Annotated in this window: 11 protein-coding genes and 1 pseudogene; 3 read left to right on the top strand and 9 right to left on the bottom strand. The window is 70.2% G+C overall.

The annotated features are described in order from the left end of the window. The first annotated feature begins 150 nt into the window (after positions 1–150). From OG485_RS05700 to OG485_RS05710, 3 genes and pseudogenes are all read left to right on the top strand, one after another. Positions 151–945: an oxidoreductase gene (locus OG485_RS05700; protein WP_328664911.1), complete on the top strand. Its 795-nt coding sequence runs from the start codon at positions 151–153 to the stop codon at positions 943–945. Between the two features lie 154 nt (positions 946–1,099). Further along, positions 1,100–1,600: pseudogene (locus OG485_RS43930) on the top strand (hypothetical protein); the annotation flags it as partial. Positions 1,601–1,870: 270 nt separating this feature from the next. Next, the gene (locus tag OG485_RS05710) at positions 1,871–2,446 is read left to right on the top strand and encodes a TetR/AcrR family transcriptional regulator (RefSeq protein ID WP_328664913.1); all 576 of its coding nucleotides are present in this window, start codon (positions 1,871–1,873) and stop codon (positions 2,444–2,446) included. A gap of 377 nt (positions 2,447–2,823) precedes the next feature. On the opposite strand, the gene OG485_RS05715 is transcribed toward OG485_RS05710, so the two are convergent. The 9 genes from OG485_RS05715 to OG485_RS05755 form a co-directional block, all read right to left on the bottom strand. Then, the gene (locus OG485_RS05715) at positions 2,824–3,210 is read right to left on the bottom strand and encodes a DUF5132 domain-containing protein (RefSeq protein ID WP_328664914.1); all 387 of its coding nucleotides are present in this window, start codon (positions 3,208–3,210) and stop codon (positions 2,824–2,826) included. Between the two features lie 48 nt (positions 3,211–3,258). After that, positions 3,259–4,401, bottom strand: coding sequence for an alpha/beta hydrolase (locus OG485_RS05720; RefSeq protein ID WP_328664915.1), 1,143 nt, complete (start codon positions 4,399–4,401; stop codon positions 3,259–3,261). A 260-nt stretch (positions 4,402–4,661) separates the two neighbouring features. Continuing rightward, positions 4,662–5,411, bottom strand: coding sequence for a thioesterase II family protein (locus tag OG485_RS05725; RefSeq protein ID WP_328664916.1), 750 nt, complete (start codon positions 5,409–5,411; stop codon positions 4,662–4,664). A 281-nt stretch (positions 5,412–5,692) separates the two neighbouring features. Continuing rightward, a complete protein-coding gene (locus OG485_RS05730; protein ID WP_328664917.1) occupies positions 5,693–6,100 on the bottom strand; it encodes a DUF5132 domain-containing protein in 408 nt (135 codons plus the stop codon). A 129-nt stretch (positions 6,101–6,229) separates the two neighbouring features. Beyond that, positions 6,230–7,990, bottom strand: coding sequence for a DUF885 domain-containing protein (locus OG485_RS05735; protein ID WP_328664918.1), 1,761 nt, complete (start codon positions 7,988–7,990; stop codon positions 6,230–6,232). Between the two features lie 313 nt (positions 7,991–8,303). Next, on the bottom strand, positions 8,304–8,492 hold the full coding sequence (locus tag OG485_RS05740) for a hypothetical protein (protein WP_328664919.1): 189 nt from the start codon (positions 8,490–8,492) through the stop codon (positions 8,304–8,306). 32 nt (positions 8,493–8,524) lie between these two features. Further along, the gene (locus tag OG485_RS05745) at positions 8,525–9,268 is read right to left on the bottom strand and encodes an SRPBCC family protein (RefSeq protein ID WP_328664920.1); all 744 of its coding nucleotides are present in this window, start codon (positions 9,266–9,268) and stop codon (positions 8,525–8,527) included. A 27-nt stretch (positions 9,269–9,295) separates the two neighbouring features. Then, entirely contained in the window at positions 9,296–10,543 is a 1,248-nt protein-coding gene (locus OG485_RS05750; RefSeq protein ID WP_328664921.1) for a cytochrome P450, read from the bottom strand. Between the two features lie 11 nt (positions 10,544–10,554). After that, positions 10,555–10,770: an MbtH family protein gene (locus OG485_RS05755; RefSeq protein WP_067380722.1), complete on the bottom strand. Its 216-nt coding sequence runs from the start codon at positions 10,768–10,770 to the stop codon at positions 10,555–10,557. Between the last annotated feature and the right edge of the window lie 2 nt (positions 10,771–10,772).

Consider the following 10,772-nt stretch of genomic DNA (forward strand, 5'->3'; position numbering starts at 1 on the left):
CGATGGAGGTCGGTGGTCCAGGTCCACGCCCACTCCCAAAATAGTTCTTGATTGAACTATCCATTATTGCTACGGTGGCATCACCGCGGCAAGGGAACCCCCTTCCGCACACGGGTTACGTATTGATCAATCCAGAAAAGGTGTGAAGTCATGGATCTCGAACTCGACAACAAGGTCGTCGTCGTCACCGGTGCCAGCAGGGGCATCGGCCTGGCTGTGGCCCGAGCCTTCGCTCACGAGGGCGCTCACGTGGTCGCAGGCGCACGCACCCCTGGCAAGGAGCTCGCCGAGCTGAGCGAGCGGCATGGTCTCGTCTCGCTGGCGGTGGACCTGAGCACGGCCGACGGCGCCGCCGCCCTCATCGACGCGGCGGTCACCCACTTCGGCACCGTCGACGTACTCGTCAACAACGTCGGCTCGGTCGCTCCGCGGCTGGGCGGGTTCTCGTCCGTCAGCGACGACGACTGGACACAGGCCTTCAACACCAACCTGTTCAGCGCCGTGCGGGCCAGCCGGGCAGCCCTCCCCCACCTGCTGGAGAGCCGCGGAGCAATCATCAACATCGGCTCCGTGAACGCGATCCTGCCCGACCCGAGCATCGTCGACTACTCGGCGTCCAAGGCCGCCCTGGCCAGCTTCGCCAAGTCGCTCTCCATGGAGGTCGGCCCAAAGGGTGTCCGCGTCAACACCATCAGCCCGGGACCGGTCGAGACCGACATCTGGCTGGCCGACGGCGGCATGGCCGACACCGTCGCCAACGCCATGGGGGTCGGACGTGACGCGGCACGTGAGGCCATCGTCGCGGGCCTCGGCGGCCTGGCCACCGGCCGCTTCAGCCGCCCCGACGAGGTCGCCGACCTCGCCCTGCTACTGGCCAGCCACCGCACCGGCAACGTCACCGGCGCCGACTTCACCATCGACGGCGGACTCGTCAAGACCCTGTGACACCCGCCCGGAGCCACCCGCGCATCGCGGGGCGCGGAACGGACACACGCCCGATCCGCGCCCCGCTCGACGCAGTCGATCGACTCATGCGCTCCATGCGACCATCCCGCCAAGATCTACGGCATGACCCACGGCTTCGGCTTCCGCTCGCCTCTTGGCGCCGCCCAGGCCGGTCGGTACGCAACGGACGCGCGAGCAGGGGTCCTGGCCCGCTCGGGCCACCGGATCCTCGAGGAACACCCCGCGGACACACCGCCGCATCCGCGTCCGGCTCGACCGGCCGCGGGCAACCGCCCGAGCCCCGCGCCCGCAGACCGTACACCCCTTCGCCGTTCACCCCGGATCCCAAGGAGACAGCCATGTCCGAGCCCGCCACCTCCACCCCCACTCCCCGCCAGGTCGCCGAGTCGATGTACGAGGCTCTCCTGCACTCCGACCGGGCGACCCTCGCGGCCATCACCTCCCCCGAGATCCGGATACATGTCACGAAGGCCCTCGCCTACGGCGGCGAGTACACCGGCCTGCTGGGCTTCGCCGCGCTGTTCAAGAACACCTTCGACTGCTCGAGAGCCGGATCGAGATCGAGCGGTTCTTCGACGCGGGGGCCGACACTGTGGTGGCTGTGGGACGTACCCGCGGGACCGGCCGCGCCACCGGGACACCCTTCGACTCGGCCGTCGTGCATGTCCTGACGGTCAAGGACGGCCTGCTGGTGGGCTTCGACGCGTTCGTCGAGGACCAGCCGATCACCGCCGCGATCAGCACCACGGCCGCTCAGAACTGAGCGGGGCGCAGCCCTCCGGCACACCTCGGCTCCGCGTTCCGCTCGGCCGCCGAGGCCGCCGGCCCGGGACGCGCTTGCCCCTGGAGCGGTGATCGCCCCCCGATATTGGAATAAACATTCCAGAAATGCTACGGTCGTTTCATGGCACGCCCTCGGGAGTTCGACACAGATCAGGTACTGGAACGAGCCATGGACCTCTTCTGGCGTCAGGGCTACAACGCGACGTCACTGCCGCAACTGACGATGGAACTGGGCATCGGCAGCGGCAGTCTGTACGGCGCGTTCGGCTCCAAGGAGGGTCTGTACGCCCAGGCTCTGAAACGCTATTGCGACGACCAGGCCGCCTCGCTCGTGGAGCGGCTCGATTCCGCCTCCGACATCCGTGCGGCACTTCGGGAGACGCTGCTCGCCATGGCCGAAGCAGACCTCGCGGACCCCGAGCGCGGCTGTCTGCTGGTCAACGCGGCTACGGAACGCGCGGCGCACGAGGGCACGGTCGAACGTGTGAAATCGACCATGGCCAGCGTCGAATCCGCGCTGACCGGAGCGTTGCAGCGCGCCCAGGTTCGGGGTGAGTTGGCCGCCGAGAAGCGTCCGGCCGAGCTGGCCCGCTTTCTGACGACGTTCATCCAGGGCATGCGTGTGATGGGCAAGGCCCACGCGGACCGGGAGTTCCTCGAGGGCGCTGTGTCCGGCGCCCTGAAGGTGCTGGACTGAGGCCGCACGGAGGCCCCCGCAGCGACGGTCACCAGATCAGCAACGTTTACTGACCTGAGAAACCTGACCATGCCACCGACCTGCACAAATGCCCAGATGTTAGATCTTGGACTTGAATGGAGTACGCAGCACTTCGGACTCCTAGAAGACGGCTCCCTGCCTGGAGGGGGCAGCCCGCCTTGCGGATGGCCGCGTACGCGTCACGAATTCCGTCGGCCCGTCGGGCTCGGTCGCCTTGGCCCGGGGCACTCCAGCGCAGACCACCTCCACTGCCAGTCGCGGAGTCCGCCGCGACGGTGCAGGGCCTCTTGCCCGCGTTGCAGTCCTCGGCGAGGCCGAGGCCGACGGACTTCAGCCAGCCGTGGCACCGTGCGCCGTCACCTCGCCGCCGACTCCACACCACCTGTGCGAGCCGAACTCGCCATCTTCTCGGCAGCAGCCAGGGCGGTGAGGCCCTGGATCTCCTCCCCGGCCTCGATGACTGCACGCTTGACTTCAAGGGTCAGGCCGACCGACGTCTTGATGACCCCTCGCACCAGCGGTTTCGCCACTCTTTTGGCCAGAGGGGCCGCAATCACGCCGACGAGGAAGGGAGGAACAGCAGGGAGCATGTGTGAACCCTCTTCTTGTGTGCACAGCACGACTGCCGACGCCGCACGAGCCGATACCGTCCGGCCGACAAGGCTGGGCAGGAATGTCACCCCCACCAAAAACACGATAGTCGGACCTTGGCCGATGCGCCCGTAGACGCCGGCGCTGTTCATTCGGTCGGGCGGAAGCTCGCCGGAGCGGACCGTGGCTGCGCAACGGGATCAGAACGGCTTCGGCGCCCCCGGCCCGCACTGGTCCAGCAGCGAGTCCACCACCTGCACAACGAACTCCGGTACGCGATCCGGGAAGTCGTGGCCGGTTCCCTCTGGGGTGTAAACCCTCCGCCCCCTGCTGGAGGCCGCGAGGAACCGTTCTCTCACGGTGAGGAAGAAGTGCCGGACCCGGGCGCTCTCCTCCGGATCGTCGACCGCGTCGAAGATCTCGCCACCGCCCGTCAGATCGCGTGGCGCCACGAGAAGAAGGGGCAGCGAGCCGAGCTCGCCGTCGTGCACGGCCGTCTGCCAGCCGTCTCTGGTGATGCCGTCCGGCGACAGCTCTCGCAGGATCGATGCCGCGGCGCAGCTCGCCTTGGTCCTGAGCTCGATCATGGCGAGAACCTGCGCCGGGTCGTCGGAGGTGTCTGTCTCCTGCTTGCCCGCGAGAGGGTGGAGGCCGAAGAGGTGACGCAGTGCGAGGACGGTCTGGTCCCTCGGAGCACGTCGCAGGGCCGGAAGCTCCGGGCCGAAGGCCACGGCATCGGGCGGGGTGGGATCGAGTAGCACCAGACCGGCCACCAGGTCAGGGCGGCGCCTGGCGGCGTTGGCCATGAGCAGCCCCCCGAACGAGTGCCCCACGAAGACATAGGGCCCCTTTTCACCGGCCCGTTCCAACGCCGTGAGCAGTTCGACGGCTTCTGCCGCCGTCGTGCGCGGGAACGGGCCCGGGTCGCTCCAGCCGGACCCCGGACGGTCCACCAGGACCGAACGCATCTGTTCCCGCGCCAGCGCGTGCAGCCGGTACATGGCGTATCCGCCGGCATGTCCGCCCGGCATCCAGACCACGGTGGGCCTCGGTCCGGCGTCTCCCTCGGCCAGGACGTGCATGCGGTAGCCGCCCACGTCGACCATTCGCCCGGGTGGCGGATACCTCCCGCGTATCCGGCCCACATGCACCAGATGGCGGAACGACCCGAGACCGAGTGCGAGGGCCACGGCCCACAGCACACCGCCGAGAATCCGCCGGCCGGTACCCCTGGATACACACCGCGCACCCGCGGCCGCCGGCAGCAGAGCGATGCCCAGCCCGGCCCAGTCGCGGCTGAGCAGCCGGAGTATCGCGTCGGCGGCACGTCTTCCCGGTCGCATGGTCCCTTCTCCGTCCCAGCCTTCGCGGCCGCTGCCGGGGACACCGCACGTCTCAGCGACCGGTACGACCATCGTCCCCTGGGAACCCCGCGGGCGCCATGCGCGGTGCCGGGACCCCGCCTTCCGTCACAGCCGGGCAGCCGCCGACACCGTACGGCCCCTGCCAGGAACCGACCGCGCACGGCCCGGGAGTTGTGGGTGTGCGCCGTGGACTTCCAGGTTCTCGGTACGGGCATTCGCCATCGGGCCCGACCGGCGCCTCACGCGCGCGCGAGGCGTGCTGCCACGTCGGCGACCACTTCGGCCTCCCGGGCTGCGAGGTAGAAGTGATCCCCGGGGAACGGGCACAGCTCGAAGGAGCCCGGGGCGGCGAGGCCGGACCAGGCGAGGACCCCGTCGAGCGCGCAACTCGGATCGTCCTGGCCGACGTACGCGGTGACCGGCGCCTTGACCGGAGCCGGGTTCGGGGGGTGGTAGCCCTCGATCAGCCGGTAGTCCGAACGGAGGGCGGGCAGCAGCAGGTCACGCAGCTCCGGGATGTCGTAGGCCTCCGAGTGCAGGTCTCCGAGGTGCCGGACGTGGGTGATCAGGGTTTCGTCGTCGGCGTCGTGCAGCGCGACGCGTTCGGCCCACCCGGGGGCTTCGTGTGCGGAGACCAGCAGGTGCTCGGGGACGATGCCGCGGGTCTCCAGCCGCAGGGCCACCTCGTAGGCGACGCAGGCGCCCATGCTGTGTCCGAAGAGCGCCAGCGGCCGGTCGAGCCAGGGCCGCAGTGCGTCCTCGATCGTGTCGGCCAGGGTGGCCATGTCCTCGATGCAGGCTTCCGCAAGCCGGTCCTGGCGGCCGGGGTACCGCACGGCGAGCACCTCGACGTCCGTCGGCAGCAACGCGGGCCAGCCGTGGAACAGCTGTGCCGTGCCGCCTGCGTGAGGGAAACACACCAGTCGGAGCCTGGGGTCCGCCGCACGCCGGTGAACACGGAACCACTTCTTCGCGTCGGTCGCATACATCTGACCTGCCTCCATCAGGGTGTGTCGTGATGGCCGATACGGCGCAGTCCACCATGTCGCCGGTGGCGCGGCGGTCGCATGCGAGAGGCCGGGCCGACGAACGGCCGCTGTGTCCGCCGAAGACTCCATGGAACAAAGCCAACTTTTTCACGGAGGGACTTGCGCGGAAAGGAACGGGCTTGCTCCGGCCCACACTTGGCAGTCTCGACCGGTTACGCAGACGAAAACATGGCCGTGACATCGGGACGAGCCAGAATCACACGGAGAGCCGGCGGGCAGACTCAGTGCGCCTTGGCGGCGACCGAACCGGCGCTACGGGCCTTGGCAGCGGCCGAACCGGCGCTACGGGCCTTGCCGGCGGGTTTGGCCTGACGGCCGGTCCGTCCCTCGTGGGCCTTTGCCGCTACGGGCACCGGCTTGGCGGCCGCTCCGGCCCCGCCCGTGGTGCCGTCCTCCGGGGCGCCGACACCGTGTCCGGCTCCCGGTGTCGTCTGGGCTGCGAGCACCTCGGCAGTCGCCTCGGCAGCGAGATCATGGATTCCCTCGCCGGCTTCATGGACGGCCCTCTTGACCTCGATTCCCAGGCCCACCGACGCTTTGACGACCCCTCGCACCAAGGGCTTGCCCAGCCTCTTCACCAGGGATACGGCGATCAGACCGATCAGGAAAGGAGGTACTACAGGCGGCATGGCACAACATCCTTCTCTTCTGTCGAGGAGACGATGATTGGATGGACGCACTCCGCTTCAGCGGACCCGCACCCTCCATCACAGAGAGTATCCAAGGGCGGGTAAGCGGCTACCAATTCCCTGTGGCCTTCACTCATTCGAGTAGAGCGGCTTTCCCTGGAAGCCTGTTCGGCCGTGTGCCCCGTGCAGTTCTCTCTCCACCCGTCGGCGCAGGGCGGGAAACGGCAGTGTGCCGCCGGCCAGCACGGTCTCGTGAAAGGCGCGCACGTCGAACGCGGTGCCGGCGCCGCGTTCACACGCCGCCCGCAATGCCGTGAACTCCGCGTGACCCGCCCGGTACGTCAGCGCCTGCCCCGGCAGATCGGTCGCGTAGCGCAGCAACTCGGTCGTGATCTGTCCTTCGGACTCGGCTGCCGCGTGGGCCCGCATGAAGGTGCGCGCCTCCTCCAGTGTCATCGTCCCGAGGTTGAGGCCGGTGTCGACGACGAGGCGCTGCGCGGTGAACCGTTCATGGGCCAGTCGTCCGTACGCGTCCCACGGGTCGTCGTACAGCCCCATCTCCCAGGCGAGCCCTGCCGCGTACTCCGCCCAGCCCTCCTCGAACCCGCTGAAGGCCGCCAGCTCGCGCCGCAGGTCGGGCAGCGCGGTGTTCTCGGCCTGGCGGGCGAGGTGGAAGTGATGTCCGGGCGACAGCTCGTGGTAGATGAGCGCGGCCGCGCCGAGCAGTGACCGGTGTGCCAGGTCCGAGGCGTTGTAGCGGTAGCGTCCCACCGGTTGCGCGGCGGTCGGCGGTTCGTAGTAGCCGAACGTCATCGACCCCTCCAGCGCCGGGTCGAGGCGGGCCACGCCGTAGGGGGCGCGGGGCAGGACCGCGAACCAGCGCGGCAGCAGCGGCGTGAGGCGGTCGAGGTGTCCGCGGTAGCGGGCTTCGACCTCCTCCGGGGTGGCGGCGTACAGGCGCGGCTCGGTGGCGAGCCGTTCGTTGAACTCCGCCTCCGTCCCGGCGAAGCCGAGCGTGTCGCGCATCTCCCGCATCCGCTCGCCGAGTTCGCGGCAGTGCTCCCGGCCGAGTTCGTGGAGGCGTTCGGGTGGTGTGTCGCCGGAGGTGTACGTCCTGACGAAGGCCCGGTACGCCGCCTCGCCTTCCGGGTAGCGGGCCCAGCCGACGGCTTGCGGCGCCCGCCGGAGGTAGTGCGGGTCGCCCACGAGGGCGACGAGGCGGTCGAACGCCGGCTCCAGTTCGGTGGCCACGAGCCGCTCGACCGTGTCGCGCAGGTGCCCCCGGCTCGCCGCGTCGAGCCGGGTGAGCCGCTCGGCGTCCACCCGGACGCACTGTGCCGCCGACTCCCGCAGGCGGGTGAGTGTGGTGTGGACACCGGTCAGGGCCGGAGCGGGGATGTGGAAGCCCCGCTCCGCCTGCCCGGCGGCCTTGTCGCCGATCGTCGCGACGCAACGGGCCAGGTCCCGTACGAGGGTCACGTACCGGTCCGCGTCGGCTCGGTGCTCGAAGCGGAACGGGCGGAAGACGGTGTCCCCGTACTGCTGGAGGCGGAAGAGCTGGTACGGCGTGGCGGTTGGGGTGAGCCAGTGGAAACGTCCCGCCTCCGCTTCCCCTTCGGCCAGTGCCCGGAGGAAGCCCGCCGTGTCGGCGGCGGGACCGGACAGCTCCGCCGGTCGCAGCACACGCAGCCGGTTCAGCACCCCGGCAGCGAACCCGGCGCGCTTGTCGGCCTCCCCCGCGGACACCCCCGGCAGCGACTCGACCGGCAGCCCGCGGCGCGTGCGCAGCGAGGGCTCGCGTGCGAGCAGGAAGTCCCAGTACGAGGTCGCGAGTCGGTCGATCTCTCGCGCCGTGGAGTCGTCCGGGGAGCCTCCTGGATTGATGACCATGGCGCCAGTGTGCGCCTTGAGGTGACACGGCGTCAGCAACGAGGCCGTGAACCGCGCGTCGGGCGGCCTCACTCGGACGGGGGAAATGGTCCCGCCTGTTCGCGTCCGGCCCGGGAAGGCCCGGCCGACGCCGTCGATCGCGATGGCACGATGAGCGCCAGGCACCGCCGGACCGTGTCGGCCCCCCGGCCGAGGGTGCCGCCTCTCGAACCGTCGTGGGATGACGTTCGGCCATCAGCGCCCGTTCACGAAGCCGGTGCCGTCCGGCAGTCGATGTGCGGGACGACACCGGCCTCATTGATCCGGAAGCGGTCTACCGGCGGCCGCGTGCCGACGCCGAGCCGAGCTTGGAACTCAGCACCGACAGGAGGATCGGGAGCCTGGCCACCGCGGATTCGGGAACCGGGGTGACCTGGACCGTGTCCCGCACCACGTCCTGCACCACGAGTTTGTAGATGCCGTCTTCCTCGACGAGTTCGGCGGCGTAGAGCAGTGTTTCCACCAGGGGTCCTTCGGTCGTGTCGTGCGGCGGGGTCAGGCGCCGTTGAGCCAGGCGTTCCAGGCCTTGGCGGCCAGCTCTTCGTCCGCGTCCTCGGCGAACAGGTGGTGGCCCAGCCAGATCGGCCAGTTCCAGGAGCTGCCGTTGAAGAACCGGTACAGCGCGTCCGGGCCTCGCAGGCCGACGAAGTCAGGGCTCAGCCAGTCCACGACCACCTCCGTCGAACCGCCGTCCGTGCCCGGGAGGTCGAGCGACAACCGGTCGCCGACGGCCGCGTCGTCGTCGAGGCCGAGGCGCCGGCACAGGGCGGCGAAGTCGGCGGGGTCTTCGGTGGACTCGCCACGGGCGGCCCTGACGTAGACGGCGGGGCGGCCGGCGAAGTTCCTCAGGTACTCGGGGAGGGAGTGCTGGTAGAAGTCGACGTGCTTCTCGGCCGCGTCCGCCTTCGTGTCCCAGTTCCAGGTGTCGTCGACGACGCCCGTGTGCACCCAGTGGATTCCCATCCGCAGGTGGCTCGCGCCGCCGTCGGCCGGCTCGATGCGGTAGGTGAGCGTGTTGGAGAACCCGCCGTCCTGGGTGGCCCGAACCGCGAAGTGGTGCGGCGGCTCCCACGCCACGACGGTGCTGTCGCCGCGCGTGGCCTTTCCGCCGACGCGCGGCTCGACCTCCATCGGGTAGAGCCAGCCGAGGTTGCCGGCGCCGGTGGCGACCGCGTCCCAGACCTGTTCGGGCGTGGCGGGCAGGTCCTGTTCCCGGCGGACCTCGAGCTCTCGGGCCATGGTCACTTCTCCTTCGTCGTTCATGGGTCAGTAGGTGAGCGGAAGCGCGGTGAGCCGCCGTTGCAGCGGGTTGGACCGCCAGTCGAGTACCGCGTCGTCGGCCAGCCCCAGGTGCGGGAGCCGGCGGACCAGCGTGCCGACGGCCACCTCCGCCTGGAGCTTGGCCAGCGGGCCGCCGAGGCAGAAGTGCGGGCCGTTGCCGAAGCTGAGGTGCCGGTTGCCCGGGCGGGTCAGGTCGAGCCGGTCGGGGTCCTCGAAGCGCTCGGGGTCCCGGTTGGTCGCGGCGAGGAACAGGTAGGCCAGCTCGCCCTCGCGCAGCGTCCGACCGCCGATCTCGACGTCCTCGGCGGCGACCCGGACGATCGCCTGGGTCGGCGTGTCGTAGCGGGCGAGTTCCTCGACGGCCGTGCGGATCAGCATCGGGTCCGCGCGCAGCCGGGCCAGCTGGTCGGGGTGGCGCAGCAGGGCGAGCATGCCGTTGCCGACCAGGTGGGTGGTGGTCTCGTCGCCGGCGGTGATCAGGACGAAGCAGGTGGACAGCAGCTCGGAGTCGGTGAGCCGGTCGTCCTGCGCCTGGGTGGCGACCAGGGCGCTGATGAGGTCGTCGCCGGGGTCGGCCCGGCGGCGGCGGACGAGCCGGGCGAGGTACTCCTCGTACTGCTCGATCGCCGCCTCGGACTTGTCGATGTCCTCGCTCAGCCGGCCGAAGCGGTGGAACCAGGTCTTGACCTGCGGGAGGTCTTCGGGCGGGATGCCGAAGAGCTCGCAGACGACGGACAGCGGCAGCGGGGAGGCGACCGCCTCGATCAGGTCCATGGCCGGCCCGGCCGCGACCGCCTCGTCGACGAGCCGGTCGACGATCCGCTGGATGCCGTCGCGCAGGGCTTCGACGCGCCGGGCGGTGAAGGCACGGTTGGCCAGCCTGCGCAGCCGGGCGTGGTCCGGCGGGTCGGTGTTGCTCATCACCCGGCCGAGCCGGTCGGTGAGCCGGCTGAAGGCCTTGAGGTCGCCGCCGAGCGCACTGTAGGCGCGGGTCATCCGGTCCCGGTCGTTGGACAGCCGCAGGTCGCTCAGGGCCGCCTCGACGTCGGCGTACCGGGTGAGGTACCAGATGCCCTGGGCGCTGCGGTGGACCGGGTCCTCGCGGCGCATGCGGGCGTAGAACGGGTACGGGTCCCGGCGGGCCTCGGGCGTGAGCAGGCCCGCGGCGAGGTCGTCGGACCGGGCGAGGCCCGCGCCGGCGCGGGCCTCGTCGGTGGTTTCGGTCAGGTTCACTGCGAGCCGCGCTACCGCTGGGCGTTCATGGCGTCGGCGAGGCTCTTGGGCCGCATGTCGGTCCAGTTCCGCTCGATGTACTCCAGGCAGGCGGCGTGGGTGTCGGGTCCGTGGGCGACGCTCCAGCCGTCGGGGACGTCCGCGAACTGCGGCCACAGCGAGTGCTGGTTCTCGTCGTTGGTGAGCACGAGGAAGGTGCCGTCCTCGTCGTCGAACGGGTTGGTCATGG

The sequence above is a fragment of the Streptomyces sp. NBC_00328 genome (genome assembly GCF_036139655.1).
GTDB lineage: Bacteria > Actinomycetota > Actinomycetes > Streptomycetales > Streptomycetaceae > Streptomyces.

Bases quoted from the DNA above. Each gene is read 5' to 3' on its own strand.
- OG485_RS05700 (WP_328664911.1), top strand. From the start codon at position 151: ATGGATCTCGAACTCGACAACAAGGTCGTCGTCGTCACCGGTGCCAGC.
- OG485_RS05710 (WP_328664913.1), top strand. From the start codon at position 1,871: ATGGCACGCCCTCGGGAGTTCGACACAGATCAGGTACTGGAACGAGCC.
- OG485_RS05715 (WP_328664914.1), bottom strand. From the start codon at position 3,210: ATGAACAGCGCCGGCGTCTACGGGCGCATCGGCCAAGGTCCGACTATC.
- OG485_RS05720 (WP_328664915.1), bottom strand. From the start codon at position 4,401: ATGCGACCGGGAAGACGTGCCGCCGACGCGATACTCCGGCTGCTCAGC.
- OG485_RS05725 (WP_328664916.1), bottom strand. From the start codon at position 5,411: ATGTATGCGACCGACGCGAAGAAGTGGTTCCGTGTTCACCGGCGTGCG.
- OG485_RS05730 (WP_328664917.1), bottom strand. From the start codon at position 6,100: ATGCCGCCTGTAGTACCTCCTTTCCTGATCGGTCTGATCGCCGTATCC.
- OG485_RS05735 (WP_328664918.1), bottom strand. From the start codon at position 7,990: ATGGTCATCAATCCAGGAGGCTCCCCGGACGACTCCACGGCGCGAGAG.
- OG485_RS05745 (WP_328664920.1), bottom strand. From the start codon at position 9,268: ATGGCCCGAGAGCTCGAGGTCCGCCGGGAACAGGACCTGCCCGCCACG.
- OG485_RS05755 (WP_067380722.1), bottom strand. From the start codon at position 10,770: ATGACCAACCCGTTCGACGACGAGGACGGCACCTTCCTCGTGCTCACC.